Below are 25,966 nucleotides of genomic sequence, written 5' to 3'. Positions count from 1 at the left end.
CCCCTGGTGTTCACTGCCAGCCGGTGATGGCTCGGGCGATATCGCGGAGAGTGGCCTCCTGCGCCCGGATCGCACCCGTGAGGAGGTGAACCTCGTCCGGCTTCGGCGGTCTGATGGGCTCGCCCGACGCGATCATGTACCGCTCGGCGCATGCCCAGCCGATCACCGAGTTGTAGTCCGCGAACGGTCGCAGGAGAACCGCGCTGTGGAGAAAAGTGGCCGCTCGGGCGGCAGGTGCTTCGTAGTACAGCTGCCCGTGAGGCTGCTCGAACATATGGCGCTTGGCCATGGCGTCGAGCGCGCCCCAGTCGGCGATGGGGGTATTGACGGGCGATACGCGCGTCTGGATTTCGAGGATCCAGCCCGCGTCGACGCGGATGGCAGGGCTCAACGCTGCCCCTCAGGTGCGTCCTTGAAGACGTCCATGTAGTAGGCGACAGTGTCGTCGGCGCCGTTCAGGAACGCCGCCCGCTGGGCATCGGAGACGATTATGTCGTGAGCGTGTGCGCGCATGGACTTGCCGAGCGAGGCGGCGTGCGCCTTGGCCTCGGCAAGCTCTTCCTCGGTGAATTCCACTGTGATCATCGGCATGCAACGATGCTATCAGCGATGAAATAAGTGGCGATACCACACGTCAATCGTCGGTTGACGTCAGGTCGATCAGGCGGCACACCGTCTCGATGTCGATCTTCACCTGGGCGATCGACGCCCGGCCGGAAAGCCACGTGATCAGCGCCGAGTGCCAGGTGTGCTCGATGACCCTGACCGCCGAGAGCTGCTCCGGAGTCGGCTGACCCTTCAGATCCATCGCATCCAAAATGATCGCCGTCGTCTGCCGCGACACCGTGTCCACCTCGGGACTGACGCTGCGGTCAGCAAACGTAAGCGCCCGCACCATCGCGTCCGCCAGCTGCGGCTCCCGCTGAAGCGCCCGGAAGGCGCGCATCAGCGTCTCGGCGACCCGCTCCGACGCGCTCTCCCCACCTGGCGGCCGCTTCCGCAGCGTGGTGTGCATGTGCTGCAGCTGGTCCTGCATGGTGGCGACCAGCAGATGGACCTTGGACGGGAAGTAGCGGTAGAGCGTGCCCAGCGCGACGCTCGACGACTCGGCGACCTCCCGCATCTGAACCGCGTCGAAGCCGCCCCGGCTGGCCAGTTGCGCGCTGGCGTGCAGGATCCGGCGGCGGCGAGCCTCCTGACGTTCCGTCAGAGGAGGCGACGAGGGCTTGACTTCCGCTGTCATGCGTCCCATTCCATGGCATTTGTCCGTACGCCGGGCGTGGGGGAGTGGGACCCCCGGGTGGCACAGCATGGCAGGGCACCCGTCGTGGCGCGAATCACCTGATGCGGCGCTTACGGTTGCGCTACCTGCCGGTAGATTCAGAGCTCGTCCAACGATCCATACTGAAACTTGTTCTAGGTTAGCGCTTGCGGCTACGCTCCGGTGAAAGAGCAGTTGAGAAGGGGGCCGAGTGTGACCGCTGAGGCCATAGAAGCGGGCCCCCACGCGGGGGCCCCCAGCAACGGCGACCGCAACGGCGACCGCCCACTGCGCATCGCACTCCTCACCTACAAGGGCAACCCCTTCTGCGGAGGCCAGGGCGTCTACGTACGCCACCTCTCCCGCGAGCTCGCCCGCCTCGGCCACAGCGTCGAGGTCCTCGGCTCCCAGCCCTACCCCGTACTCGACGAGGGCGTGCCGCTCACCGAGCTGGCCAGCCTCGACCTGTACCGCAGCCCCGACCCCTTCCGCACGCCCAAGCGCGACGAGTACCGCGACTGGATCGACGCCCTCGAAGTCGCGACCATGTGGACCGGCGGCTTCCCCGAGCCGCTCACCTTCTCGCTCCGCGCCAAGCGCCATCTCGCCGCCCGCCGCGGCGACTTCGACGTCATCCACGACAACCAGACGCTCGGCTACGGCCTCCTCGGCGACCTCGGTGCCCCCCTGGTCACCACCATCCACCACCCCATCACGGTGGACCGTCAGCTCGAACTCGACGCCGCCGAGAGCCGCCGCAAGCGCGCCTCCGTACGCCGCTGGTACGGCTTCACCCGCATGCAGAAGCGCGTCGCGCGCCGACTGCCCTCCGTGCTCACCGTCTCCGGCTCCTCGCAGCAGGAGATCGTCGACCATCTCGGGGTGCGGCCGGACCGTATCCACGTCGTGCACATCGGCGCGGACACCGACCTCTGGTCGCCCGACCCGTCCGTCGCCGAGGTCCCGGGGCGGATCGTCACGACGTCCAGCGCGGACGTACCGCTCAAGGGGCTCGTCCACCTCGTCGAGGCGCTCGCCAAGCTCCGCACCGAGCACCCGGCCGCCCACCTCGTCGTCGTTGGCAGGCGCGCGGAGGACGGCCCGGTCGCGCAGGCCATAGCGCGGTACGGGCTCCAGGACGCCGTCGAGTTCGTCAAGGGCATCACCGACGCCGAACTCGTGGACCTGGTACGCGGCGCCCAGATCGCCTGCGTCCCCTCCCTGTACGAAGGCTTCTCGCTCCCCGCGGCCGAGGCGATGGCCACCGGCACTCCGCTCGTCGCCACGACCGGCGGCGCGATCCCCGAGGTCACGGGAACGGACGGCGAGACCTGCCTCGCCGTACCGCCCGGCGACGCGGGCGCGCTGGCCGCCGGTCTCGGCCGGCTGCTGGAAGACGCCGACCTGCGCCGGAGGCTGGGAGCGGCCGGGCGGGACCGGGTGCTGGCCAGGTTCACCTGGGCCAAGGCCGCCCAGGGCACCGCAGAGCTCTACCGCGAACGGATCGCGGCCCAGGCGGCGGTACGCGGGGCAGCCAGGTGAGGCACTGCCAGCCGCAAAGCCGTCCGACCCGGAGCCGGACCCGGACCCGGACGCAGACGCGAAGCCGGACCCGGACCCGGACGCAGATGCGAAGCCGACCGTAACCCCGTAACCCACCCCCACCATCCGGAAGGGCAGACCTCGTGCTGACCGTGGACTTCTCCCGCTTCCCGCTCGCCGCGGGCGACCGCGTGCTCGACCTGGGCTGCGGCGCAGGCCGGCACGCCTTCGAGTGCTACCGGCGCGGCGCCCAGGTGGTGGCCCTCGACCAGAACGGCGAGGAGATCCGCGAGGTGGCCAAATGGTTCGCCGCGATGAAGGAGGCCGGGGAGGCGCCCGAGGGGGCGACCGCCACCGCCATGGAGGGCGACGCCCTGAACCTCCCCTTCCCCGACGAGTCGTTCGACGTCGTGATCATCTCCGAGGTCATGGAGCACATCCCCGACGACAAGGGCGTCCTCGCGGAGATGGTCCGCGTCCTGAAGCCCGGCGGCCGTATCGCCGTCACCGTGCCCCGTTACGGCCCCGAGAAGATCTGCTGGGCGCTGAGCGACGCGTACCACGAGGTCGAGGGCGGCCACATCCGCATCTACAAGGCCGACGAGCTGCTCGGCAAGATGCGGGAGGCGGGCCTCAAGCCGTACGGCACCCACCACGCGCACGCACTCCACAGCCCCTACTGGTGGCTCAAGTGCGCCTTCGGCGTCGACAACGACAAGGCCCTGCCGGTCCGCGCCTACCACAAGCTCCTGGTCTGGGACATCATGAAGAAGCCCCTGGTCACGCGGCTTGCCGAACAGGCCCTCAACCCTGTCGTCGGCAAGAGCTTCGTGGCGTACGCGACCAAGCCGCATCTGCCGGTCGCGGCGGCCGCCAAGTGACAAGTCCCGGACGTACGGAACACCTCGTCCTGCCCGGTGTCCTCACGGCCGACGAGGCCGCCGAGACGGTGGCGGGCATCCTTGCCGCACAGCGCGAGGACGGCGCCATTCCGTGGTTCCGTGGCCACCACCTCGACGTGTGGGACCACACCGAGGCCGCCATGGCGCTCGACGCGGCGGGCGAGCACGAGGCCGCAGCACGCGCCTACGAGTGGCTGGCCAGGCACCAGAACACGGACGGATCCTGGTACGCGGCGTACGACGACGGCGACGCGGAGCAGGTCACCGACCGCGGCCGCGAGAGCAACTTCTGCGCGTACATCGCCGTCGGCGTCTGGCACCACTACCTCGCCACCGGCGACGACGCCTTCATCGACCGGATGTGGCCGGCGGTCTACGCGGCGACCGAGTTCGTACTCGCCCTCCAGCAGCCCGGCGGCGAGATCGGCTGGAAGCGCGAGGACGACGGAACGCCCGTCAACGATGCGCTGCTGACGGGCAGTTCCTCGATCCACCAGGCGCTGCGCTGCGCGCTCGCCATCGCCGAGCAGCGCGAAGAGCCGCAGCCCGACTGGGAGTTGGCGGTCGGCGCGCTCCGGCACGCCATCCGACGCCACCCGGAGCGGTTCCTGGACAAGAGCCGCTACTCGATGGACTGGTACTACCCGGTCCTCGGCGGCGCGCTGACGGACGCCGAGGCCAAGGAGCGCATCGAGGACCACTGGGACGCGTTCGTGGTCCCCGGCCTCGGGGTGCGGTGCGTGCTGCCCAACCCGTGGGTGACGGGCGGCGAAAGCTGCGAACTGGCCCTGGCGCTCTGGGTGATGGGCGAGTCCGACCGTGCCCTGGAGATCCTCCAGTCGATCCAGCACCTGCGCGCCGAGGGCGGCATGTACTGGACGGGTTACGTCTTCGAGGGCAACCGGGCGGTATGGCCCGAGGAGCTCACCACGTGGACGGCGGGTTCGCTGCTGCTGGCGGTGGCGGCCCTTGGAGGAGACGAGGCAACCACGGCAGTCTTCGGCGGCGAGAGGCTGCCGCGAGGCCTGGAACCCGACTGCTGCTAGGAAAGTAAGCCCGTCCGGCGTTTGAGGACAAAGGGGGTCTGGGGGCGAAGCCCCCAGTTTCGGGAAGGGGCGGGGTGGGGGAAAGCCCGCCGCAGGCGCCGACTCAATGCCGCCGCAACCGCCCCGCAACCGCATGCCCGACGAACAGGTACACCACCGCCGCAAGCCCATAACCGGCCACGACCCGCGCCCACGCATCGTCGAAGGTGAACAGGTCGTACGACCACGCGGCCAGCCACCGCGCGGCGTCCTGGACGAAGCTCACCAGCCCGTTCTCCCGGTTCGCGTCCAGCAGGTACATCAGGATCCACAGGACGATGACGCCGGCCAGGACGTCGGCGACGATGGCGATGATCGTCGCCGCCTGGTTGCGGCCATTGCCATGACGAGGTGACATGTCAAACGGGTTGCCGTTTCACGACGGCTGAAACCCGGACGGAGCGCACAAGCTCCCGCTCAGCCGTTCAGCTCCGCCAGTACGCGCAAGGTGTGCAGGTCCGGCGCCGTCACCAGCAGGTCGGTGACCGGACCCTTGCGCCACAGTTCCAGGCGCTCCGCGATGCGTTCGCGCGGGCCGACCAGGGAGATCTCGTCGGCGAAGGCGTCCGGCACCGCCAGCACCGCCTCCTCCCTGCGGCCCGCCAGGAACAGCTCCTGGACGCGGCGGGCCTCGGCCTCGAAGCCCATACGGGCCATGAGGTCCGCATGGAAGTTACGGGCCGCATGGCCCATGCCGCCGATGTAGAACCCCAGCATCGCCTTGACCGGCAGCAGCCCCTCCGCGACGTCGTCGCAGACCTTCGCCCGCGCCATCGGCGCGATCATGAAGTTCTCGGGGAGGCCGGTCAGCGACGCCTCGTACACGCCGGTGCGCGTCGGCGACCAGTAGAGGGGGAGCCAGCCGTCCGCGATGCGGGTCGTCTGCGCGATGTTTTTGGGGCCCTCTGCGCCCAGAAGTACGGGAAGTCGGGCGCGCAGTGGGTGCGTGATCGGCTTGAGGGCTTTTCCGGTCCCTGTACCGTCCGCGCCTTTGTACGGCAGAGGGTGGAACCGCCCGTCCACCTCCACCGGGGCTTCCCGCCGCAGCACTTGCCGGATTACGTCGACGTACTCACGCGTCGCGGTGAGCGGGCTCGAAGGGAACGGGCGGCCGTACCAGCCCTCCACCACCTGCGGTCCGGACAGCCCCAGCCCCAGCATCATCCGGCCCCCGGAGAGGTGGTCCAGTGTGAGGGCGTGCATCGCAGTGGCCGTCGGCGTGCGGGCGGCCATCTGCGCGATACCGGTGCCGAGCCTGATGCGGGAGGTGTGCGCCGCGATCCAGGTGAGCGGGGTGAACGCGTCGGAGCCCCAGGCCTCGGCGGTCCACACGGAGTCGTAGCCGAGGCGCTCCGCCTCGCGCGCGAGGTCGAGATGGCCGGGATCGGGGCCGCGGCCCCAGTAGCCGAGAGCGAGTCCGAGGCGCATGCGTGATGATCCCTCCGGACGGGACAAGAGCATTTTCTGACGGCACGTCAGTTTTACGGTCGCAGTCGCTGACTGTACGACAACGGCCCCCCGCCCGAAAGGGCGGGGGGCCGTTGCTCTTGCGCTACGGGCGGGGGCGTCAGCCGCGCTGAATGCCCGTCGTGTCCTGAAGGACGCCACGACGGCCGTCCTGCGTCTGGGCGACCAGACCGGTACCGCGCTGCTCCACCGCGAGGTACCACGTGCCGGGCGCCAGCTCCGCGATCGGCGTCGGCGAACCGTCCTCCGCGTACAGCGGACGGGCCACCGGAACCGCGAACCAGAACGGCGCGAAGTCCCCGGCAGGCGCACCGGCCTGCGGCTGCGCCTGCTGTGCCTGCGCGGCCGGAGCCGCGGCCTGCTGCGCCTGCGGCTGGCCGGCCTGCGGCTGACCCTGCTGCGGCTGCGCACCGTACGGCTGCGCCTGACCCGGGCCGGGCTGGCCGCCGTACGCCGGCTGCGGGGCGCCCGGGTAGCCGTAGCCGCCGGCGCCGGGCTGGCCCGGCTGGACGCCGTACGGCTGCACGGCGGGCCTCGGGGCGCCCATCAGCGGGGCCTTGAGAGCCGGGACGAGCGGGGAGGCAATGGCGCCGGCCGCGAGCACGATGGTCGCGAGCAGGCCCAGGATCATGCCGGCGCCCGCGTCGGCGGTCATGTCGATGATGGTCCAGAAGGCCGTCCACAGTGCGAACACCGTGAGGGCGATACCGAACTGGCCGAGGTCGAGACCGGCGACCTTGCGGCCCGGCATGCCGCGGCCGAGGACGATCAGTGCCGCGCCGATGACACCGGCGAGGTAGATGCTCATCAACAGGCCGAGCGATTCCCACGCGTTCGTCGACGAGGACGAGGCGGAGCCGCAGAACTCGCCACGGCATTCAGGAATGGAGATGAGGCTGAGGAACGAGGCGATGAACAGCACCACCGCTGCTCCGATCACCACGCCGTCGCCTCGAGTGAGGGAGCGGATGTTCACGTAAGGTCCTTTGTAGGTCGATTCGTCGGGGCGGTGGGGCGGTCATCGCTGACGCCGGTGTGCGCGGGCACGCCGGGCACGGGCAGGCGGTAACGCTAAAGCACAGTACGAAGCTCGGGGGTGGCTCCCCATCGTACGGATGAATCTATCGTCCCCCGTGCGGGGGCGTCCGCCCGGTATCAGACCTACCCCTTGAGGTAGCTGCCGATGCCGTCCGCGATGCCCTGCGCGGCCTTCTGGCGCCAGGCACCGCTTGTCAGCAGAGCCTCGTCCTTCGGGTCACGCATATTGCCGCACTCGATGAATACTTTCGGCACCTTGCTCAGATTGAGACCGCCGAGATCCTTGCGCACGACCAACCCGGTGCCGCCGCCCACGTAGTTGGAGGGTGCGCTGCCCGTCGCCCGTACGAACTTCCCCGCGATCCGCGTCCCGAGTTCGCGCGACGGGCCGACGATCTTCGTGGTGTCCGCCACACCGCCCTTCACCAGGGCGGGCAGGATCATATGGAAGCCGCGGTGGCCCACCGCGGAACCGTCTGCGTGGACCGAGATGACGGCATCGGCCTTCGCGTCGTTGCCGATACGGGCCCGCTCGTCGATGCACGGGCCGTACGGGCGGTCGTTGTTCTGTACCAACTTCACCGTGGCGCCCTGCTCTTCGAGAAGCGTGCGCAGACGGCGCGAGACGTCGAGGGTGAACGCGGCCTCGGTGTAACCGGCGTCGGTGGACGTGCCGGTGGTGTCGCATTCCTTGCGGTTCGTGCCGATGTCTACCAGTTTGTTGATTTCGCGCGTGTGGCGGAAATTACCCGGGTTGTGCCCGGGATCTACCACTACGACCTTGCCCGTGAGGGGGCCCTTCGCCGCAGGCGAGGACGGCGAAGACGGCGAAGGCGAGGAGGCTCCGGAAGTCGTCGGCGCCGGCGGCGCGGGCTTCGGCTGCGGCGACGCCGGTCCAGTTGCGGACCGGCTCTGGCTCGGCAGCACCTTCGGCGGCGGACCACTGCCCTCCGCGTCACTCATGCCCTGCCACACCAGCCACCCGGCCAGCGCGGTCGGCACCAGCGCGGCGACCGCGACGGTGAGGTTGCCGCGGCCGGAGAAGCGGCGAGACGGCCGGGACGTGGGGGGAGGGCTGTCATACGACACGCAGTGATGCTATCCGGCCGGCTCAGATCCCCGAGGATGTACGCCGCAGGACGCGCAGCGAGTCGTTCACCGAGGTTTCGGTGAAGGCGCCGGACGCGAGGGCACGCAGGTACACGCGGTACGGCGCCTGGCCGCCGTCCGCCGGGTCGGGGAACACGTCGTGGATGACGAGCAGCCCCCCGTCGGCGACGTGCGGCGCCCAGCCCTCGTAGTCGCCGTTCGCGTGCTCGTCGGTGTGCCCGCCGTCGATGAAGACGAGGCCCACCTTGCCGCCCCACACGGCCGCGACCTGCGGCGAACGCCCCACGATCGCCACGACGTGGTCCTCAAGACCCGCCTTGTGGAGCGTGCGGCGGAAGGTCGGGAGGGTGTCCATCCGGCCCACCTCCGGGTCCACGACGCTCGGGTCGTGGTACTCCCAGCCCGGCTGCTGCTCCTCGCTGCCACGGTGGTGGTCGACGGTGATCGCGACCGTACCGGCCTCGCGGGCGGCATCGGCGAGCAGGATCGTGGAGCGCCCGCAGTACGAGCCGACCTCCAGGAGGGGCAGCCCGAGCGCGCCCGCTTCGGCGGCGGCGGCGTACAGGGCCAGCCCTTCACCTACCGGCATGAAGCCCTTGGCGGCCTCGAAAGCGGCGAGCGTCTCCGGCTTGGGCGCGGCGGCGGCCATGGGGTTCCTCCTGGTCGTGCGCGTGTACTGGGCGGTCACATCGTAGGGCGGGCCCGTTCACGGCTTCGCGTCGCACTCGAACCAGACCGTCTTGCCGCCCGGCAGCCGCACCGTGCCCCAGCGATCCGTCACGGCCTCGACGAGCCGCAGCCCGCGTCCGCCCTCGGCGAGCCCGTCGAGGGCTTCTACGGTGCGCGCCGGGCGGGGATAGCCGTCCGTGACCTCCACGCGCAGGCCGCCGGGTCGGCGGAGGATGAGGAGCGTGCAGTGCCGGCCGGGCACGTGCCGTACGACATTGGCGACGAGCTCGGTGAGCGCGAGTTCGGCGGCGTCGGTCAGCTCGGCCATGTCCCAGTGGGCCAGAAACATCCGCACGATGCGCCGCATGTGCCGCGCGGAATGCTCACCGACCGTGAAGCCCATCCGGTAGCTGGCGTCAATATCCGCTGGTGACTGGTCAGTTGCGTGATTCATGTCACCAGGATGCAGTGGCGCGATTACGCTCGGCTACTGACCGAAACGAACGCCGCGAGGCGTGAACTTGGGGGTGGCCGCCGACATGGTCAACATCCGCGATCTCGATCCCAGCGCATCGCCGCTGGACTACTACGGCTCCGAACTGCGCCGCCTGAGAGACGAAGCGGGGCTGTTGCAGGGGCAGCTCGGCAGCATCATCTTCTGTACGGGCTCGCTGATCGGCCAGGTCGAAACGGCGAAGAAGGTGCCGACCCGGGACTTCTCGGAACGGCTGGACGCGGCGCTGGGGACGGGAGGGACGTTCTCGCGGCTGGTGGGGCTGGTGCTGCGGAGTCAGTTGCCGCACTGGTTTCAGCCGTATGCGGAGATGGAAGCGAAGGCGACGTACATCTCCACGTACCAGGCGCAGTTGGTGTACGGCTTGCTCCAGACGGAGGCGTACGCGCGAGCGGTGCTGGGGGCCCGGACCGGGGACAACCTCGATGCCCGGACGGCCGCCCGAATGGAGCGGCAGCGCATCCTGGACCGCGACTACCCGCCATTGATGTGGGTGGTGCTGAGCGAGGCCGTCCTGCATCAGGAGATCGGCGGCCGGGAGGTCATGCGGAGTCAACTCATTCACTTGTTGAGCCTGCAGGGGCGGGAGTGGGTGAAGGTGCAGATTCTGCCTTTCGAGGTAGGCGCCCATGCGGGGCTGATGGGCTCGTTCAACATTCTGCGCTTCGAGGACGACCCGGACTTGGTCTACACAGAGGACTTCGTCCAGGGCCACATGACGGCCAATCCGAGCGCTATCAGGGAAGGTTCACTCCGTTACGATCACTTGCAGGCCGCCGCGCTCTCCGTGGAGGATTCGGCGGCACTGATCGCCCGCGTAATGGAGGAGCGCTATGGGGACCAGCCAGAACCTGACGGGCGCACGGTGGCGTAAGTCGTCGTACAGCGGCGACACCGGAGGTGACTGCATCGAGTGCGCCACACTCGGCGCACTCGCCTGGCGTAAGTCGTCGTACAGCGGAAGCTCCGGCGGCGACTGCGTCGAGGTCGCCGCTCAGCCGTGCCGTATCGCCGTCCGCGACTCCAAGAACCCCGACGGCCCCGCATTCGCCGTCACCCCCTCCGCGTTCGCCGCGTTCGTCACGGCCGCCGCCGAGGGCGGCCTCTGAGAGGTAACGCCACAGCACTCCGCCCCGGTACGTACATGTACCGGGGCGGAAGTGCGCGTGCTCAGCGGAAGATCACCGAGCGCACCTTGAGGCGGCTGGAGACGCCGCCGCCGGGCCGAAGGGCAAAGCTGGGGCCTTCGCAGTTCGCCTCGACGGAGGCAGTGGCGAACTCATCCGTGCTGTTCCTGGGGGCGCCGGCGGCCGGGGCGCCGTCGCTCTCCGCCTCCGGCAGGTTGATGCACGTCTCGCTCTCGGGGTCGGTCAGCCGGCCGGTCTGATCGTTCTCCTGCTCGTCCAAGTAGGCGTAGCTGGAGTCTCCCGAGGCTGCACTCGCCGAGGTCGGCAGGGTCGGGACGAGCGGGAAGGCGCCGAGGGCGGCGGCCAGGGTGTTGCGAAGTCGCATGGGATTCCGTCCTTTGAGGGCTGCGATGCCGACTGTCCATTAACCGCGGATATGTCCCATTATGTCCGCACCACTCGAACGGTTGAGTCGTATCGTATCTTCGCCCGCCATCTGACCTACCGTCAGATTGGAACGTGTTCTAGTCTGCCTGTATGGCTATCGGAATCACGCAAGAGCATCGCGAACTGGCGGACTCCGTACGCCGCTGGCTCGCGCGGGCCGTACCGCCCGAGGCCGTGCGGAAGCTGCTCGACGGGGCAGGGGGGCGACGGCCCGGGTACTGGGACGGGGCAGCGGAACAGGGCCTGCACGGCCTGCATCTGCCCGAGGAGTACGGCGGCGGGGGAGGCACGCTGCTCGATCTGGCCGTCGTACTGGAGGCGATGGGCGGGGCCGCACTTCCGGGCCCGTATCTGCCGAGCGTGCTTGCTTCCGAGGTGCTGTGCCGCGCGGGGCAGGGTGGGCTTGTCGCCGAGCTGGCGGGAGGCGCGCGTATCGGGGCAGTCGCGCTCGGGCCGGGAACGCTCACCGCCGCACCCGTCGAAGGCGGTTACCGGCTCGACGGGACAGCCCCGCCCGTACTCGGCGGCGGGCAGGCGGACCTCCTCGTCCTCGCCGCAGGGAACTCCTGGTTCGCCGTGGACGCCGAGGACTTGGCCGTCCGTACGCACGAGAGCGCCGATCCGACCCGGCCCACGGCGGAGGTCACCGCTCACGCCGCCATCGTCCCCCAGAGCCGCGTACTGGACGTGGACACGGCTCTCGTACGGGACCTCGCCGCCGTCGTGTACGCCGCCGACGCGTGCGGCACCGCCGCCTGGGCGCTGGACACGGCCACCGAATACGCGAAGGTGCGCGAGCAGTTCGGGCGGCCTGTCGGACAGTTCCAGGCGGTCAAGCACCTCTGTGCCGACATGCTCGTACGCCTGGAACAGGCGCGGGCACTGGCCTGGGACGCGGCCCGTGCGGTCGGGACGGACGCCGGGGGACTCGTGGCCGCCCTTGCCGCCGCCACGGCCCTGGACGCCGCGTACAGCTGCGCCAAGGACTGCATCCAGATCCTCGGCGGGATCGGCTTCACATGGGAACACGACGCCCACCTCTACCTGCGCCGCGCGGTCGTCGCCCGGCAGCTCATGGGCGCGGGGGACGGCCACCGGTTACGGGCCGTGCGGCTTGCGACAGACGGCGCGCGCCGTGAGCTGCGGCTGGAACTGCCGCCGGAAGCGGGCCCGTACAGGCAGCAGGCGCGCGAGGCGACAGCAGGGGCTCGCGGACTCGACCCGGGCGCCGCCCGCCGTGCCCTCGCACCCACCGGCTACGTCGCCCCGCACCTGCCCCCTCCGTACGGTCTCGGCGCCGGACCGGTACAGCAGCTCGCCGTCCAGGAGGAGCTGAGGGCCGCCGGAGTGGAGGTCAGCGACCTCGGTATCGCGACCTGGGTGGTGCCGTCCCTTATCGCGTACGGCACAGAGGGGCAGAAACAGCGCCACCTGCTGCCGACACTGCGGGGCGATGTGCTGTGGTGCCAGCTGTTCAGCGAACCGGGCGCAGGCTCGGACCTCGCCTCGCTCCTTACGAAGGCACGGCGCGTACCGGAAGGGTGGCGGGTCACCGGACAGAAGGTGTGGACGAGCGCGGCACAGTGGGCCGACTACGGCATCCTGCTGGCCCGCACGGATCCGGACGCGCCGAAGCACAAAGGACTCACGTACTTCGTCGTCGACATGAAGAACACACCCGGCATCGACATCCGCCCGCTCAAGGAGATCACCGGTGACTCGCTCTTCAACGAGGTGTACTTCGACGACGTCCTGCTGCCCGCCGACGCTGTCGTAGGGGAGGTCAACGACGGCTGGCGGGTCGCCCGCAACACTCTCGGCAACGAACGCGTCCATATGGCCGATCAGTTGACGTTCGACACGGGGCTGGAGGAACTGCTCGCACGGGCACCCGGTCTCGACGACGACACCTACCGGGCCCGTATCGGCGCGCTGACCGCCGAGGCACACGCTCTTGCCTGCATCGGCCTGCGTACGACGCTTAGGCAGGTCGACGGCGCGGAGCCGGGCGCCGGCGCGAGCGTACGCAAGCTCGTCCAGACCGGCCACCAGCAGAAGGTCGCCGAACTCGCCCTCGAACTGCTCGGACCGGCGGGCGCGGTGAGCGAGGGGGCGGGGGAGCGGGCGGTGCACGGCCTGTTGATGTCCCGCTGTCTGACCATCGCGGGCGGTACCACCCAGGTTCAGCTCAATGTCGTGGCCGAGCGCATTCTCGGCCTGCCGCGAGACTGAAGGAGCGACACGGATGAAGGCGTACATCGTCGGCGTGGGGATGACGAAGTTCGAGAAGCCCGAGTCACGGGACTGGCAGTACTGGGACATGGCGAAGGAAGCGGGCACGAACGCCCTGGAGGATGCCGGGGTCCCGTACGGACAGGTCCAGCAGGTCCCTGTCGGCTACTGCTTCCAGCCGTCGACGGCCGGACAGCGCGCCGCGTACGAACTCGGCCTCACAGGCGTGCCCGTCTACAACGTCAACAACAACTGCGCGACGGGATCGACGGCGTTGATGATGGCGCGGCAGTTCGTTGAGGGCGGCATGAGTGACTGCGTCCTGGCGTTGGGCTTCGAGAAGATGAAGCGAGGCGCACTGGGCGGCGGAGCGGACAGCGGCGATTTCAGCACGTCCCCAGTCGCCCGCCACTACGGCGTAATGGCGGCGGCACACGGCTTCGAAATGACCTCCCCGCCCACCGCGCAGATCTTCGGGAACGCGGCGCGCGAGCACATGGAGCGGTACGGCACGACGGAGGCGAAGCTGGCCGCTGTAGCCGCCAAGAACCACAAGCACTCGGCGGCGAACCCGAACGCCCAGTTCCGTGACGTCTGGACGATCGACGAGATCCTGATGTCCAAGACGATCCACCGCCCGCTGACCAAGCTCCAGTGCTCGCCCACGTCCGACGGAGCAGCGGCGGCGGTGGTCGTCTCGGAGCGCTTCGTGGTCCAGCACGGCCTGCACGACAAGGCGGTCGAGATCGCCGCACAGACGATGACGACGGACACGGAGGAGAGCTTCGCATCGGGCTCGTGCATCGACGCGGTCGGCAAGCCCATGTCGCGGGCGGCGGCCCGTCAGGCGTACGAGCACTCGGGTCTAGGCATCGAGGACGTAGACGTGGTGGAGCTGCACGACTGCTTCTCCGTCAACGAACTTCTGACGTACGAGGCGCTGGGCATGTGCGCGGACGGCGAGTCCGGCAAGCTCGTGGAGAGCGGCGCGACGACGTACGGGGGACGGTGGGTCGTAAACCCGTCGGGCGGCCTGATCTCCAAGGGCCACCCCCTGGGCGCAACGGGCCTGGCACAGGCGGCGGAACTGACGTGGCAGCTGCGAGGAGAGGCGGGCGAGCGCCAGGTACCGGGTGCGAGGGTGGGCCTGGCCCACAACATAGGCCTGGGCGGCGCGGCGGTGGTAACGCTACTGCGACGCCAGTAACCCCGCAGGGCGCAGGCGCCTGCGGCAGCCTTGGCCTCCGGGGCGCAGCGCCTGCGGCGGGCTTTCCCCACCCCGCCCCTTCCCGGCTGTGACATTTGCGGCTGCCGCCGCGGGGGGCTCCGCCCCAGACCCCGCTCCTCAAACGCCGGAGGGGCTGGATTTTCCAGCCCCTCCGGCGTTTGAGGACCACGCCCGAAGGGCGTCCGGGGGTATGGGGGCTTGCCCCCAGTTTCGGGAAAGGGGCGGGTAGGGGAACTGCGCCGCAGGCAACCCGCACGACACACCCGCACCGCACACGCACCCGCACCGACACCCCCACGCCACGCCCCAAAACCCACATGTACGGGTCACACCAATGCTGCGAGCATGACACCCATGCCCCAAGCAGCCCCTTCCCCCGACGAAACCCGAACCCCCGCCGACCGCAAGGCATCCCGCACCTGGGCAGTCGTACTGGCCGCCTGCGCAGGGCAGTTCTTGGTGGTCCTCGACGTATCCGTAGTAAACGTCGCGCTGCCCTCCATGCGCGCAGACCTGGGACTGACCGCAGTCGGCCTGCAATGGGTGCTCAACGCCTACTCGATCGCCTTCGCCGGATTCATGCTCCTCGGCGGTCGCGCCGCAGACATCTTCGGCCGGAAGCGGACCTTCCTCCTGGGCCTGGGCCTGTTCACCGCCGCCTCCCTCGCGGGCGGCCTCGCCCAGGAGGGCTGGCACCTGGTGACCGCCCGCGCAGTACAGGGCCTGGGCGCAGCCGTACTGGCCCCCGCAACGCTCACCATCCTCACCTCCGCCGTCCCGGAGGGCGCGGCCAGAGCCCGGGCCATAGGAACCTGGTCGGCGGTAGGCGCAGGCGGCGGCGCAGCGGGCGGGCTCGTCGGCGGCGTACTGACGGACGTCCTCTCCTGGCGCTGGACGCTGTTGATCAACGTGCCAGTCGGCGCCCTGGTACTGGTCGGCGCAGCCGCATGGCTCGCCGAGAGCCACGCCAGGGACGGCCGCCGCCTGGACCTGCCGGGCGCACTGCTGGTCACGGCGGGCCTGGCCACCCTCGCGTACGGGATCGTGCAGACCGAAGAGGAGGGCTGGGCCTCGGTATCGACACTCGCCCCCCTCCTCGCAGGCCTCGCGCTCCTCACCGCCTTCGTTGCGGTGGAGGCACGCACCAAGTCACCCCTCATGCCACTGAAGTTCTTCCGCGTGCGAGCAGTCTCCGCCGCGAACGCGGCGATGTTCGTAAACGGCTCCGCGATGTTCTGCATGTGGTTCTTCATGACGCTGTACGCCCAGAACGTACTGGGCTACAGCCCCCTCGGTGCCGGGCTCGCCCTCATCCCCAGCTCGCTGAGCATCGTCATCGGCTCGAAGCTCGCCCCGCGCCTGATGGCCAGGATCGGCGCGCGCAGGGTCGCGATCAGTGGCGCCCTGGTCGCGGCGGCAGGCATGGGCTGGCAGTCCACGATGACCGCAGAGGGCTCGTACCTCACGGCCGTACTCGGCCCCGGCATCCTCATGATGGTCGGCGCGGGCCTGGCATCGACGCCGCTCGCCTCACTCGCGACCTCGGCCGGCGCCCCGGGAGACGCCGGTCTCCTCTCCGGCCTCATCAACACCTCGCGCACGATGGGCGGCGCGCTGGGACTGGCGGTGCTTTCGACGGTCGCGGCGTCCAGGACCGCGGGTGGAACAACCGCGGAGGCGCTGACGGCGGGATACGCGCTGGCTTTTCGAACGGGGACGTTTGCGCTGGTGGGAGGCGTAGCGCTGATGTTCTTCCTCCTCCCGAGGCGGACGGGAACGACCGGAACGACCGGAACGACGGGATCGGCGGGCTGAGGCAACGGTTTCGGGCCCTCATGGACTCCAATATGCAAGGAGGCATTCATGGGGGAGCGAAAGCAGGTCCGGGACGAAGAGTTCCGGGGATTCGTCGTCAACCGCTGGCCGCAGCTGATGCGTACGGCGTTTCTTCTCACGGGGGAGCAGCACGCAGCGGAGGACCTGGTGCAGTCGTCCCTGGAGCGGGCGTACGTGTCCTGGGGCAGGGTGAGCGCCGCCGGTGATCCGGACGCGTATGTGCGGCGCATCATGGTCAACGCCCATGCGCGAAAACACCGCAGGAAGCTCAAGGAGTTCCTCTCGCTGCAGGATTCGGCTCCGATACTCGATGCGCCCGAGCGCGGTGACCGGATGGCGCAGGCCGACGACCGGTCCGCTCTGCTGCGCGCCCTCGCCCAGCTCCCCGTGCGTCAGCGGGAAGCGGTGGTGCTGCGGTACTGGGAGGACCTGAGCGAGACCCAGGCCGCAGAAGCCATGGGCTGCTCGGTGGGAGCCGTGAAGAGCAATGCCGCCAAGGGGATCGCCAAGCTGCGTGCCATTCCCGCATTGACCGAGAAGGTCGGAAGCCGAGGGGCGAAGTGATGAACAGGGAACAGGACATGGCGCACCACGACATCTCCCTGCGGCTCGCGGACGCGACGGACGAGGTCGAGGTCGGTATAGCCCCGTACGAGGCAGTGATGCGCGGCGGCAAGCGCCGCAAGGCACGCCGCTGGGTGCTCGGAGCGGCTGTGGCACTGGTGATGGCGGGCTCCACGGGGTCGCTGGCACTGGCGGTGGTGGACGGGCGAGAGCAGTCCAACGTGGCGTCGCAGCGGCTGTCGGCCGAGGAGCGTCATGTCTACACGCCGCAGCGGACCCATCTCACGGAGATCTTCGGCGAGGCCGAGTCCGAGGAGGCATACGTGTCTCTGGAGGTCTGGGGCGCTCCGCGAAGCGAGGCCGAGGCGCGCAAGCAGAAGGAGCGGATGATCGAGTACGGGGTGTGGGACGAGCGGGAGGCCGACCCCGTGCCCTCGATCGGTTCGAGCTGGTTCTCCGTCATCGTCGCCGACGCCCACTGGGGCAAGCGGACCCTGCCGGTCCATGGCCTTCAGAGCAGGTCGGACGACGTCGACGGCATGGGCTTCCAGTCGTACACGTTCACGGCGAAGGGGAAGAAGATGACTGTCGGATACGTCGGACCGAAGGTGGAGCGCGTGGAGTACGGGTCCACCGAGCCCGAGCTGACAAGGGCGGCCGGGTTCAAGTACCGGTGGTTCGTAACGGAGGACGACGAACGGGGCGATGATCGGGGGCCCGAGAAACGTGCGCTGAGTGTCCGTGTCTACGACGCACAGGGCGATTCGAGGACGGTGCAGGTCGGCTGACCGGGCCGCGCGCGGCCCGTCAGAGCCAGCCCTGCTGCCGCGCCGCCCGTACCGCCTCCGTGCTGTCGCCGGTGCCGGTCTTGCCGATCGCCGACGAGAGGCAGTTCCGTACCGTCGACTCGGACAGGTCCAGCTTCTCGGCAAGGTCGGCGACGGTAGCCCCGTCCGCCGCCGCGTTCAGTACCTCGCACTCGCGCGCGGTCAGAGGGCTGGGCACGTCGGAGCTCAGGGCGGCAGCGGCGAGTGCCGGGTCGATGACAGTCTCGCCGGTCAGCACCCGGCGGATGGTCGCGGCCAGCTCCTCCACCGGGCCGTCCTTGACCAGGAACCCCGCCGCCCCGGCCTCCATCGCGCGCCGCAGATAACCGGGCCGACCGGAGGTGGTGAGGATCAGCACCCGGCAGTCGGGCGCCTCCTCGCGCAGCAGTGCGGCGGCGTCGAGTCCGCTGAGGCCGGGGAGTTCGATGTCCAGGAGCGCCACGTCAGGACGGGAGAGGAGAGCGGCGTCCACGATCTCGTCGCCGGCGGCCACTTGGGCGACGACCTGGATGTCCTTCTCAAGGCCGAGGAGCAGGGCGAGGGCGCCGCGCTTCATGCCCTGGTCCTCGGCGAGGAGGACTCTGATCATGGGGCGGGCTCCAGTTCCGGGTCGGCGGCGACGGGCTGGTCGGAGCTTACGCGCGGCCTCCCTCCGTCCACCGCTTCTGACACGGCGTCAGGCATCTTCACAAGTACTGGAGGGTGCGTTATATATAGGGCCATCGGCCTAGAACGCGTTCTAGAACCGGCAGTTTTCGCGGCCGGTCCCGTACGACCTCGGTGCGGTCGACGGTGCGGACGATCGCACCGAGGTCTTCCACCCATCAAGGAGCAGCATCCTCATGCCCATCGATGCCGCCAAGGCCGTCGCCGCCGAACCGCGCAGCGCCGAGATCACCTGGGACCACAAGGACATCCAGCTCTACCACCTCGGCCTCGGTGCAGGTACACCCGCCACCGACTCCGACGAGCTGCGCTACACGCTCGAATCCAAGCTGCACGTCCTGCCCAGCTTCGCCACCGTCGCGGGCGCGGGCGGTGCCGGCGCCGTCAGCGGCCTGTCCACGCCCGGCATCGACGTCAACCTCGCCCACGTCCTGCACGGCGGCCAGAGCATCGAGCTGCACCGGCCGATCCCCGTCAAGGGCAACGCCGTTCAGACCTCAAAGGTCCAGGCGGTGTACGACAAGGGCAAGGCGGCCGTCATCGTACTGCGCTCCGAGGCGGCCGACGCCGACGGGCCGCTGTGGACCAGCGACGCCCAGATCTTCGTACGCGGCGAAGGCGGCTTCGGCGGCGAGCGCGGACCCTCCGTCCGCGTCGAGCAGCCCACCCACGCGCCGGACGCGGAGGTGGAGCGTCCGATCCGCGAGGACCAGGCACTCCTCTACCGCCTCTCCGGCGACTGGAACCCGCTGCACGCCGACCCGGAGTTCGCGAAGCTCGCCGGCTTCGACCGGCCGATCCTGCACGGCCTGTGCTCGTACGGCATGACACTCAAGGCCGTCGTCGACACCCTGCTCGGCGGCGACGTCACGCGCGTGAGTTCGTACAGCACCCGCTTCGCCGGAGTCGTCTTCCCCGGCGAGACGCTGCGCCTGCGGATGTGGAAGTCGCCCGGGCGCGTCCAGGTGTCGGTCACCGCCGTCGAGAGGGACGACGCGCCGGTGCTGGCCGACACCACCGTCGTACATACCTGACCTCCGTGAAGGGAGCCGTACCGTGCGCGCAGCCGTACTGCACGAGATAGGGCAGGACAAGCTCGAAGTACTCGACGACGTCGAGGCGGTGGGCTTCGGCCCCGGCAAGGTCAAACTCCGCATCCGGGCCACCGGACTGTGCCACTCCGACATCTCCGCGATGAAAGGCGTACTGCCCCAGCCCGCCCCCTTCATCCCCGGCCACGAGGGCGCGGGCGAGGTGATCGACGTCGGAGACGGCGTCACCGGCCTCGGCCAGGGAGACCGGGTCATCGTCTGCTGGCTGCCCGCGTGCCGGACCTGCGCGTCCTGCAAGCGCGGCCAGACGCACATGTGCCTCGCCGGCCTCATGAACGCGGGCGTACCCAACTTCAAGCGCCCCGGTGGCGACGTCTTCGGCTTCGCCGGAACGGGCACCTTCACCGAAGAGGCCGTGGTCGCGGCGGGCTGCGCCGTACCGATACCCGACGACGTACCGTACGAGATCGCGGCGCTCATCGGCTGCGGCGTGACGACAGGACTCGGTGCGGCCATCAACACCGCGCAGGTGGAAGCGGGTTCGTCGGTCGCCGTCATCGGCTGCGGCGGCGTCGGCATCTCGGCGATCCAGGGCGCGAGGGTGCAGGGCGCGGCGCAGATCGTCGCCGTCGACCCGGTCGCTTCGCGGCGCGAGGCGGCGCTGAAGTTCGGCGCGACGGAGGCCGTGTCGCCCGACGAACTCGCCGACGCCAAGCAGCGCATCACCGCGGGCGAGGGCTTCGACTACGTCTTCGAGGTCGTGGGCAAGTCCGCCACCGCCCGGACCGCGTACGAGACGACACGGCGCGGCGGGACGCTGTGCGTAGTCGGCGCGGGCGCGATGGACGACTTGTTCCAGGTCAACATGTTCGAGCTGTTCTTCGACGAGAAGAGCATCCTGCCTTCGATGTACGGCGGCGGGGACGTGCTCCGTTCGTACGAGCGGGCCATCGCGCTGTGGCGCGCGGGCCGGATCGACCTGGAGGGCATGATCACGCACCGGGTGCGGCTGGACGGGATCAACGACGCTCTGGACCAGATGCGCACGGGCGAGGCGTTGCGCACGTGCATAGAAATCTGACGTGCATAAAAATCTGAGGGGGGAACCGGATGCCACAGCTACTGCCGCAGCCACTCGACGGGCTGTCCGCGATCGTGACGGGCGCGGGCCGCGGCCTCGGCCGCGCCGAGGCGCTGGAACTGGCCGGGCTCGGGGCGAGCGTCGTCGTCAACGACTACGGGCAGCCGGGCCGCGACGGCTCCGGTGAGGCGTCGGCCGCCCCGGCGGAGGAGGTCGCCGCGGAGATCCGCGCGGCGGGCGGGCGGGCCGTCGCGCACCTCGGCGACGTATCCGACTACGAGCAGGCGGGCGAGCTGATCCAGCTGGCCGTCGATACGTACGGAAAGCTCGACATCCTGGTCAACAATGCGGGCATTCTGCGTGACCGGATGGTCTTCTCGATGACCGAGGAGGAGTGGGACTCGGTGATACGGGTCCACCTCAAGGGCCACTTCAACACCACGCACTTCGCGGCCGGCCACTGGCGTGAGCGGTCGAAGGCGGCCGGGGGCCGCCCGGTGTACGGCCGGATCGTCAACACCTCGTCCGAGGCGTACCTGGCGGGTTCGGCGGGCCAGCCCAATTACGCGGCGGCCAAGGGTGGCATCGTCGGCCTGACGACGTCGACGGCGCTCGCCCTCGCCAAGTACGGGGTGACAGCCAACGCGATCTGCCCGCGTGCGCGTACGCGTATGACGGAGGACGTCTTCGCCGGCTTCGCGGAACCCTCCGCGGGAGAACTCGACGCGCTGGCCCCCGAGCACGTTTCCCCGCTCGTCGGCTACCTCGCCTCTCCGGCAGCCGCCAAGGTCAACGGCCAGCTGCTGGTGGTCCACGGCGGCATGGTCGCCGCCATGGAACGCCCCAAGGTGGCGGCGAAGTTCGATACGTCGAAGGACGTCTTCTCGTACGCGGAACTGGACGACCGGCTGTCGTCGTACTTCGAGGAGCGTCCGGGGGACGAGACGTTCGGGGCGGCGGAGGTGCTTGCCCTCAAGCACGGCTGAGGCGGGGGCGCCTGCGGCGGGCTTGTTCCCCACCCCGCCCCTTCCCGCTGTGACATTAGCGGCTCCGCCGCGGGCCTCAAACGCCGGACGGGCTGAAATATCCAGCCCCTCCGGCGGAATATCCAGCCTCTCCGGCGTTTGAGGAGCGGGGTCTGGGGCGGAGCCCCAGTTTCGGGAAGGGGCGGGGAGGGGAACTGCACCGCACGCGCACCCGCACCCGCGCCCGCACCGCACGCGCATCGGCACTCACGCGCACCGCACGCGCACCCGCCCCACCCAACTAGCGCTCCGTCGACCCCCGCCGGTGGCGTCCCCGGGCCGGAGCGGTCGAGTCTTCCGAGGCCGCCGCACCCCCTCGGTGCCTCCCGGAGTGGCCGGCTTCGTCCCGCCCGCCGCCCGCAGTCTGCGGGCGCGTCTGGGTCGTGTCGGTTCGGGCTTCAGACATGTGGGAGATCCCCTGGAATCGCTGCGTGCACTTTCATGTGGAGCAAGGCCCGCCCCGCCGATACGGCCAATCGCCCCGCCCCCGGCTCAAATTCAACCACGCGTTCAGCCACGGACCCCACGCCCGGTGAGCGGCGCCTGCTGGAGCGGTACGGGCCTGCACACCACAGGAGTGTCCAGAGCCCCGGATGGTTCCCCACCTGCGCATTCCACTTGTGCCGGTTCTGTGATCAAGACCTTCGGAAGGGGGTCGTCCGGCGCCTCCACCCGCGCCACCCCACACGGCACGGAAGCCGTCGCGTAAGGCAGTTGCAGCACCCCCTCCCGCGTCCACAGCCCCGCCCCGGCCAACCACCCGTCCGGCGCCGCGATTTGATGGAGCCGACGCCCCGAGGGACGCCATACCCCCACCCAACTCCCCGCGGCCCCGTCGATCTGCATGCCCACCGCGCAGTTCTCCGGCGTCAGCAACTGCCCCGGCTGCACCGCGAACGGCGTCACCGCGCAGTCGGCCGGCGCCAGGCACTCCGGGAACCGCACCGGCAGCATGCTCCCCAGCACGCCCCACCCCAGCCGGTCGTGACCGGCCGCGTCCGACCGGATCAGCAGCAGCCCGCTGTCCACGTCCGCCAGCAGCAGCCGGTCGTTGCTGCCCTCCGTGATCTGCAGCAGCGGCGTCACCTCCCCGCCCCGCTCCAGGTCGACCGCCACCGCCTTCTTCACCCCGTCCGACTCCCGGTCCAGGGCGAGCATCCGCCCCGTACGGTCCAGCCATACGCCGCCCGAGCAGCGCCCTTTCACCTCGGCGACGTGCTCGGGTCCGAAGGTGCCGCCCGCCACCAGCCATACGTGGGTGGACAGTTCGCCCGCAGCGAGGGCGTACGCACGTGTGCCGCCCGGGGCCGGCGGCAGCAGCGCCAGCCGCTCGCACTCCACCGCTCCGACGGGCAGCTCGCCGGTCCGCGGCCCCGTCGGGTAGAGGAGGGAGAACACATGCCGCCCCCCCACCCGCCGGTGGATGAGGACGCGCCCGTCCTCCATCGGCAACAGCCCGGTGTCCGCCTCCTCGGGCTGGTCCGCCGGCAGAGGCACGGCGTAGGGCTCCGGTCCGTCGAGCGTCCACCGCTCGGGAAACAGCGCGTCCCCGACGCCCGCCAGCCGCGCGGCGTACGAACCGTCAGCGGCGATCGTGAACACCGCCCGCCGCAGTGCGCCGCCGTCAGCGGCGCTTTCGATGGCACAGGCTGTCATCGGTCAGTCACCTCCGGCGACCGAAGCTAGTTTTCGCACTTCCTGCCGAACAACACGAGACCGCCCACTTCACACATAAGGGTGGCCATCACCTGATTCGGCTGAGCCGGCCGGGGCGGGTGTGCTGTTCGTGGCATCGGGGGCGATAAGTTAGGGCCGCCTAAGCGCGAACGAGCATTGAGTTTCAGGAGCCCTTGAATGTCAAGCCCGTCGGCGCCGCGCCCGCCGAAGGCGACGAGGGCGTCCCCGGCTACCTGAAGAAGGACGCCGGCAACCCCAAGAACGTCGGCACCATCAACAACCTCAACCTTGAGGCGATCGCGGCGCTCAAGCCCGACCTGATCCTCGGCAGCCAGCTCCGCGCCGCCGACAAGTACAAGGAACTGTCGGCGATCGCGTCGACCGTCTTCTCGATCCGCCCCGGCTTCACGTGGAAGGAGAACTACCTCCTCAACGCCGCAGCCCTCGACAAGACCGCCGAAGCGAAGACGAAGCTCGACGCGTACGAGAAGAAGGCGAAGCAGCTCGGCGCCGACATCGGCGAGAAGAGCGAGAAGAGCGGGAAGGACGGGAAGAAGCCGACCATTTCCATGGTCCGCTACCTCCCCGGCAAGATCCGCCTGTACGCCAAGGCCTCCTTCATCGGCACCATCCTTGAGGACGCCGGCCTGCCGCGGCCCAAGAACCAGCAGATCAACGACCTCGCCGCCGAGATCAGCCCCGAGCGCATCGACGAGGCCGACGCCGACTGGATCTTCACCGGCGTCTACGGCGACCCCAAGGCCACCAGCCAGGACAAGGCCGAGGACAACGCCCTCTGGAAGAAGCTCGGCGCCGTCAAGAAGGGCCAGGCCAAGGACGTACCGGACGAGACCTGGTACCTCGGGCTCGGCGTTACCTTGGCCGACAAGGTCCTCGACGACCTGCGCACGCATTTGGTCAAGTAGGGGCTTTGGCCAAGTGGGGCCCCGGTCGAGCAAGTCGAGCAAGCAGGGCCCTGGCCAAAGGCGGCCTACGCCATGGGCGGCGGGGCACGGAGCGCAGGTAACCTGTTCCCGTGCCCCGTCTGTCTGAAGTCATCGCCGCGCTCGACGCCCTCTGGCCACCGGAGCGAGCCGAAAGCTGGGACGCGGTCGGTACGGTCTGCGGCGATCCCGACGCCGAAGTGACCCGGGTCCTCTTCGCCGTCGACCCCGTCCAGGAGACCGTCGACGAGGCCGTGAAGCTCGGCGCGAACCTCCTCGTCACCCACCACCCGCTCTACCTGCGCGGTACGACGACGGTCGCGGCCTCCACCTTCAAGGGCCGCGCCGTGCACACCCTGATCAAGAACGACATCGCGCTGCACGTTGCCCACACCAACGCGGACAGCGCCGACCCCGGCGTCTCCGACGCCCTCGCCGGTGCGCTCGACCTGCGGGTCACCGGGCCCCTCGTGCCCGACCCCACCGATCCCAAGGGCCACCGCGGCCTCGGCTGTATCTGCGAGGTCGACCCCCCGGCCACCCTGCGCCACTTCGCCGCCCGCGTCGCCGCCCGGCTGCCTGCCACCGCGCAGGGCGTCCGCGTCGCCGGCGACCCGGACGCCCTCATCCGTACCGTCGCCGTCAGCGGCGGATCCGGCGACAGCCTCTTCGCCGAGGTACGGGCGGCCGGCGTCGACGCGTTCCTCACCGCCGACCTGCGCCACCACCCGGCCTCCGAGGCCCGCGAACAGACACCCCTCGCGCTGATCGACGCCGCGCACTGGGCCACCGAATGGCCCTGGTGCGAGCAGGCCGCCGCACAGCTCGACGAGATTTCCGACCGTCACGGATGGGACCTGCGCGTCCACGTCTCGAAGACCGTCACCGACCCCTGGACAACCCACCACTCTTCTGGAGCCCCCAACTGAACGCCGCGCCCGCCGACCAGATCCGTCTCCTCGACGTCCAGGCCCTCGACCTCCGCCTGTCACAGCTCGCCCACAGGCGTAAGTCCCTCCCCGAGCACGCCGAGCTCGAATCGCTCACCAAGGACCTCGCGCAGCTGCGAGACCTGCTGGTCGCCTCGCAGACCGAGGAGAGCGACACCACCCGCGAGCAGACCAAGGCCGAGCAGGACGTCGACCAAGTGCGCCAGCGCGCCGTCCGCGACCAGCAGCGCCTCGACTCCGGTGCCGTCACGTCCCCCAAGGACCTGGAGAACCTCCAGCGCGAGCTCGTCTCGCTCGCCAAGCGCCAGGGTGACCTGGAGGACGTCGTCCTCGAAGTCATGGAGCGCCGCGAGACCATCCAGGAGCGCGTCGCCGAGCTGACCGAGCGCGTCTCGTCCGTCCAGGCCAAGGTCGACGACACGACCGCGCGCCGCGACGCCGCGTTCGAGGAGATCGACAGCGAGGTCGCCACGGTCACCAAGCAGCGCGAGGTCGCCTCGGCCACCATCCCCGCCGACCTCCTGAAGCTGTACGAGAAGCTGCGCGTCCAGTCGGGTGGTGTCGGCGCGGCCCGTCTCTACCAGCGCCGTTGCGAGGGCTGCCAGCTGGAGCTCAACATCACCGAGGTCAACGAGGTGCGGGCCGCCGCTCCCGACACGGTGCTGCGCTGCGAGAACTGCCGCCGCATTCTGGTCCGTACGTCCGAGTCCGGCCTGTAAGCG

At 69.8% G+C, this 25,966-nt stretch carries 27 protein-coding genes and 1 pseudogene; 16 read left to right on the top strand and 12 right to left on the bottom strand.

The window, feature by feature from the left end:
• Positions 1-10 precede the first annotated feature (10 nt).
• The 3 genes from PXH83_RS06920 to PXH83_RS06910 are packed head-to-tail and all read right to left on the bottom strand — an operon-like array spanning position 11 to position 1,243.
• Positions 11-391, bottom strand: coding sequence for a hypothetical protein (locus tag PXH83_RS06920; protein WP_274557848.1), 381 nt, complete (start codon positions 389-391; stop codon positions 11-13).
• The gene (locus PXH83_RS06915) at positions 388-591 is read right to left on the bottom strand and encodes a hypothetical protein (RefSeq protein WP_274557847.1); all 204 of its coding nucleotides are present in this window, start codon (positions 589-591) and stop codon (positions 388-390) included. The genes PXH83_RS06920 and PXH83_RS06915 overlap by 4 nt, the downstream gene beginning before the upstream one ends.
• A 43-nt stretch (positions 592-634) precedes the next feature.
• On the bottom strand, positions 635-1,243 hold the full coding sequence (locus tag PXH83_RS06910; protein WP_274557846.1) for a TetR family transcriptional regulator: 609 nt from the start codon (positions 1,241-1,243) through the stop codon (positions 635-637).
• Between the two features lie 231 nt (positions 1,244-1,474).
• On the opposite strand from PXH83_RS06910, the gene PXH83_RS06905 reads away from it, so the two are divergent.
• The 3 genes from PXH83_RS06905 to PXH83_RS06895 all read left to right on the top strand — a co-directional run bounded on the left by PXH83_RS06905 (position 1,475) and on the right by PXH83_RS06895 (position 4,751).
• The gene (locus tag PXH83_RS06905) at positions 1,475-2,803 is read left to right on the top strand and encodes a glycosyltransferase family 4 protein (RefSeq protein WP_274557844.1); all 1,329 of its coding nucleotides are present in this window, start codon (positions 1,475-1,477) and stop codon (positions 2,801-2,803) included.
• A gap of 143 nt (positions 2,804-2,946) precedes the next feature.
• Positions 2,947-3,684 (top strand): class I SAM-dependent methyltransferase, encoded by a 738-nt coding sequence (locus PXH83_RS06900; protein ID WP_214916567.1) that lies wholly within the window; start codon positions 2,947-2,949, stop codon positions 3,682-3,684.
• On the top strand, positions 3,681-4,751 hold the full coding sequence (locus tag PXH83_RS06895; RefSeq protein WP_274557841.1) for a prenyltransferase/squalene oxidase repeat-containing protein: 1,071 nt from the start codon (positions 3,681-3,683) through the stop codon (positions 4,749-4,751). The genes PXH83_RS06900 and PXH83_RS06895 overlap by 4 nt, the downstream gene beginning before the upstream one ends.
• A 103-nt stretch (positions 4,752-4,854) precedes the next feature.
• Here PXH83_RS06895 and PXH83_RS06890 read toward each other — a convergent pair whose 3' ends face one another.
• From PXH83_RS06890 to PXH83_RS06865, 6 genes are all read right to left on the bottom strand, one after another.
• Positions 4,855-5,148 carry a hypothetical protein gene (locus tag PXH83_RS06890; RefSeq protein ID WP_274557839.1) on the bottom strand — a complete coding sequence of 98 codons (294 nt, stop codon included), beginning with the start codon at positions 5,146-5,148 and terminating at the stop codon, positions 4,855-4,857.
• Between the two features lie 59 nt (positions 5,149-5,207).
• Positions 5,208-6,218 (bottom strand): LLM class F420-dependent oxidoreductase, encoded by a 1,011-nt coding sequence (locus PXH83_RS06885; RefSeq protein ID WP_274557837.1) that lies wholly within the window; start codon positions 6,216-6,218, stop codon positions 5,208-5,210.
• A 139-nt stretch (positions 6,219-6,357) separates the two neighbouring features.
• Positions 6,358-7,233, bottom strand: a complete 876-nt coding sequence (locus PXH83_RS06880) for a hypothetical protein (protein ID WP_274557836.1) — start codon at positions 7,231-7,233, stop codon at positions 6,358-6,360.
• Between the two features lie 185 nt (positions 7,234-7,418).
• The gene (locus PXH83_RS06875) at positions 7,419-8,384 is read right to left on the bottom strand and encodes an N-acetylmuramoyl-L-alanine amidase (protein ID WP_274557835.1); all 966 of its coding nucleotides are present in this window, start codon (positions 8,382-8,384) and stop codon (positions 7,419-7,421) included.
• Between the two features lie 22 nt (positions 8,385-8,406).
• Positions 8,407-9,054 carry a class I SAM-dependent methyltransferase gene (locus PXH83_RS06870; RefSeq protein WP_274557834.1) on the bottom strand — a complete coding sequence of 216 codons (648 nt, stop codon included), beginning with the start codon at positions 9,052-9,054 and terminating at the stop codon, positions 8,407-8,409.
• A gap of 57 nt (positions 9,055-9,111) precedes the next feature.
• The gene (locus PXH83_RS06865) at positions 9,112-9,528 is read right to left on the bottom strand and encodes an ATP-binding protein (RefSeq protein ID WP_274557833.1); all 417 of its coding nucleotides are present in this window, start codon (positions 9,526-9,528) and stop codon (positions 9,112-9,114) included.
• A gap of 85 nt (positions 9,529-9,613) precedes the next feature.
• On the opposite strand from PXH83_RS06865, the gene PXH83_RS06860 reads away from it, so the two are divergent.
• Entirely contained in the window at positions 9,614-10,462 is an 849-nt protein-coding gene (locus tag PXH83_RS06860; RefSeq protein WP_274562707.1) for a helix-turn-helix domain-containing protein, read from the top strand.
• Positions 10,422-10,697, top strand: a complete 276-nt coding sequence (locus tag PXH83_RS06855) for a DUF397 domain-containing protein (RefSeq protein WP_274557831.1) — start codon at positions 10,422-10,424, stop codon at positions 10,695-10,697. Before PXH83_RS06860 ends, PXH83_RS06855 begins: the two co-directional genes overlap by 41 nt.
• Positions 10,698-10,758: 61 nt before the next feature.
• Here PXH83_RS06855 and PXH83_RS06850 read toward each other — a convergent pair whose 3' ends face one another.
• On the bottom strand, positions 10,759-11,100 hold the full coding sequence (locus PXH83_RS06850) for a hypothetical protein (RefSeq protein WP_274557829.1): 342 nt from the start codon (positions 11,098-11,100) through the stop codon (positions 10,759-10,761).
• 152 nt (positions 11,101-11,252) lie between these two features.
• On the opposite strand from PXH83_RS06850, the gene PXH83_RS06845 reads away from it, so the two are divergent.
• From PXH83_RS06845 to PXH83_RS06825, 5 genes are all read left to right on the top strand, one after another.
• Positions 11,253-13,394, top strand: coding sequence for an acyl-CoA dehydrogenase family protein (locus PXH83_RS06845; RefSeq protein ID WP_274557827.1), 2,142 nt, complete (start codon positions 11,253-11,255; stop codon positions 13,392-13,394).
• A gap of 13 nt (positions 13,395-13,407) precedes the next feature.
• Complete coding sequence (locus PXH83_RS06840; protein WP_274557825.1) at positions 13,408-14,601, top strand: lipid-transfer protein; 1,194 nt, start codon at positions 13,408-13,410, stop codon at positions 14,599-14,601.
• A 366-nt stretch (positions 14,602-14,967) separates the two neighbouring features.
• Positions 14,968-16,437, top strand: a complete 1,470-nt coding sequence (locus tag PXH83_RS06835; RefSeq protein WP_420803124.1) for an MFS transporter — start codon at positions 14,968-14,970, stop codon at positions 16,435-16,437.
• Between the two features lie 48 nt (positions 16,438-16,485).
• Positions 16,486-17,022: a SigE family RNA polymerase sigma factor gene (locus PXH83_RS06830; RefSeq protein WP_274557820.1), complete on the top strand. Its 537-nt coding sequence runs from the start codon at positions 16,486-16,488 to the stop codon at positions 17,020-17,022.
• Positions 17,022-17,810: a hypothetical protein gene (locus tag PXH83_RS06825; protein WP_274557818.1), complete on the top strand. Its 789-nt coding sequence runs from the start codon at positions 17,022-17,024 to the stop codon at positions 17,808-17,810. Before PXH83_RS06830 ends, PXH83_RS06825 begins: the two co-directional genes overlap by 1 nt.
• A 19-nt stretch (positions 17,811-17,829) precedes the next feature.
• On the opposite strand, the gene PXH83_RS06820 is transcribed toward PXH83_RS06825, so the two are convergent.
• Entirely contained in the window at positions 17,830-18,438 is a 609-nt protein-coding gene (locus PXH83_RS06820) for a response regulator transcription factor (RefSeq protein ID WP_274557816.1), read from the bottom strand.
• Positions 18,439-18,691: 253 nt separating this feature from the next.
• Between PXH83_RS06820 and PXH83_RS06815 the strand changes: the two genes are divergently transcribed.
• Genes PXH83_RS06815 through PXH83_RS06805 form a run of 3 tightly spaced genes read left to right on the top strand, consistent with a single transcriptional unit; the run spans position 18,692 to position 21,634 of the window.
• The gene (locus tag PXH83_RS06815; protein WP_214929123.1) at positions 18,692-19,549 is read left to right on the top strand and encodes a MaoC/PaaZ C-terminal domain-containing protein; all 858 of its coding nucleotides are present in this window, start codon (positions 18,692-18,694) and stop codon (positions 19,547-19,549) included.
• Between the two features lie 22 nt (positions 19,550-19,571).
• On the top strand, positions 19,572-20,648 hold the full coding sequence (locus PXH83_RS06810; RefSeq protein ID WP_274557811.1) for a Zn-dependent alcohol dehydrogenase: 1,077 nt from the start codon (positions 19,572-19,574) through the stop codon (positions 20,646-20,648).
• A gap of 29 nt (positions 20,649-20,677) precedes the next feature.
• Entirely contained in the window at positions 20,678-21,634 is a 957-nt protein-coding gene (locus PXH83_RS06805; protein WP_274557809.1) for a 3-oxoacyl-ACP reductase, read from the top strand.
• 549 nt (positions 21,635-22,183) lie between these two features.
• Here the strand turns inward: PXH83_RS06805 and PXH83_RS06800 are convergent.
• The gene (locus PXH83_RS06800; RefSeq protein ID WP_274557806.1) at positions 22,184-23,329 is read right to left on the bottom strand and encodes a hypothetical protein; all 1,146 of its coding nucleotides are present in this window, start codon (positions 23,327-23,329) and stop codon (positions 22,184-22,186) included.
• 194 nt (positions 23,330-23,523) lie between these two features.
• Here PXH83_RS06800 and PXH83_RS06795 point away from each other — a divergent pair.
• From PXH83_RS06795 to PXH83_RS06785, 3 genes and pseudogenes are all read left to right on the top strand, one after another.
• A pseudogene (locus PXH83_RS06795) lies at positions 23,524-24,276 on the top strand (ABC transporter substrate-binding protein); the annotation flags it as partial.
• A 110-nt stretch (positions 24,277-24,386) separates the two neighbouring features.
• A complete protein-coding gene (locus PXH83_RS06790; RefSeq protein WP_274557805.1) occupies positions 24,387-25,223 on the top strand; it encodes a Nif3-like dinuclear metal center hexameric protein in 837 nt (278 codons plus the stop codon).
• Positions 25,220-25,963, top strand: a complete 744-nt coding sequence (locus tag PXH83_RS06785; protein WP_274562706.1) for a zinc ribbon domain-containing protein — start codon at positions 25,220-25,222, stop codon at positions 25,961-25,963. The genes PXH83_RS06790 and PXH83_RS06785 overlap by 4 nt, the downstream gene beginning before the upstream one ends.
• The last annotated feature ends 3 nt before the right edge of the window (positions 25,964-25,966 follow it).

Origin of the sequence: Streptomyces spiramyceticus, from assembly GCF_028807635.1 — a bacterium.
Classification (GTDB): domain Bacteria; phylum Actinomycetota; class Actinomycetes; order Streptomycetales; family Streptomycetaceae; genus Streptomyces; species Streptomyces spiramyceticus.
This window is presented reverse-complemented; position numbering and strand designations above follow the sequence as displayed.

Bases quoted from the DNA above. Each gene is read 5' to 3' on its own strand.
- PXH83_RS06890 (WP_274557839.1), bottom strand. From the start codon at position 5,148: ATGTCACCTCGTCATGGCAATGGCCGCAACCAGGCGGCGACGATCATC.
- PXH83_RS06830 (WP_274557820.1), top strand. From the start codon at position 16,486: ATGGGGGAGCGAAAGCAGGTCCGGGACGAAGAGTTCCGGGGATTCGTC.
- PXH83_RS06825 (WP_274557818.1), top strand. From the start codon at position 17,022: ATGAACAGGGAACAGGACATGGCGCACCACGACATCTCCCTGCGGCTC.
- PXH83_RS06845 (WP_274557827.1), top strand. From the start codon at position 11,253: ATGGCTATCGGAATCACGCAAGAGCATCGCGAACTGGCGGACTCCGTA.
- PXH83_RS06860 (WP_274562707.1), top strand. From the start codon at position 9,614: ATGGTCAACATCCGCGATCTCGATCCCAGCGCATCGCCGCTGGACTAC.
- PXH83_RS06815 (WP_214929123.1), top strand. From the start codon at position 18,692: ATGCCCATCGATGCCGCCAAGGCCGTCGCCGCCGAACCGCGCAGCGCC.
- PXH83_RS06865 (WP_274557833.1), bottom strand. From the start codon at position 9,528: ATGAATCACGCAACTGACCAGTCACCAGCGGATATTGACGCCAGCTAC.
- PXH83_RS06805 (WP_274557809.1), top strand. From the start codon at position 20,678: ATGCCACAGCTACTGCCGCAGCCACTCGACGGGCTGTCCGCGATCGTG.
- PXH83_RS06915 (WP_274557847.1), bottom strand. From the start codon at position 591: ATGCCGATGATCACAGTGGAATTCACCGAGGAAGAGCTTGCCGAGGCC.
- PXH83_RS06885 (WP_274557837.1), bottom strand. From the start codon at position 6,218: ATGCGCCTCGGACTCGCTCTCGGCTACTGGGGCCGCGGCCCCGATCCC.
- PXH83_RS06835 (WP_420803124.1), top strand. From the start codon at position 14,968: ATGACACCCATGCCCCAAGCAGCCCCTTCCCCCGACGAAACCCGAACC.
- PXH83_RS06855 (WP_274557831.1), top strand. From the start codon at position 10,422: ATGGGGACCAGCCAGAACCTGACGGGCGCACGGTGGCGTAAGTCGTCG.
- PXH83_RS06870 (WP_274557834.1), bottom strand. From the start codon at position 9,054: ATGGCCGCCGCCGCGCCCAAGCCGGAGACGCTCGCCGCTTTCGAGGCC.
- PXH83_RS06840 (WP_274557825.1), top strand. From the start codon at position 13,408: ATGAAGGCGTACATCGTCGGCGTGGGGATGACGAAGTTCGAGAAGCCC.
- PXH83_RS06800 (WP_274557806.1), bottom strand. From the start codon at position 23,329: ATGACAGCCTGTGCCATCGAAAGCGCCGCTGACGGCGGCGCACTGCGG.
- PXH83_RS06910 (WP_274557846.1), bottom strand. From the start codon at position 1,243: ATGACAGCGGAAGTCAAGCCCTCGTCGCCTCCTCTGACGGAACGTCAG.
- PXH83_RS06820 (WP_274557816.1), bottom strand. From the start codon at position 18,438: ATGATCAGAGTCCTCCTCGCCGAGGACCAGGGCATGAAGCGCGGCGCC.
- PXH83_RS06850 (WP_274557829.1), bottom strand. From the start codon at position 11,100: ATGCGACTTCGCAACACCCTGGCCGCCGCCCTCGGCGCCTTCCCGCTC.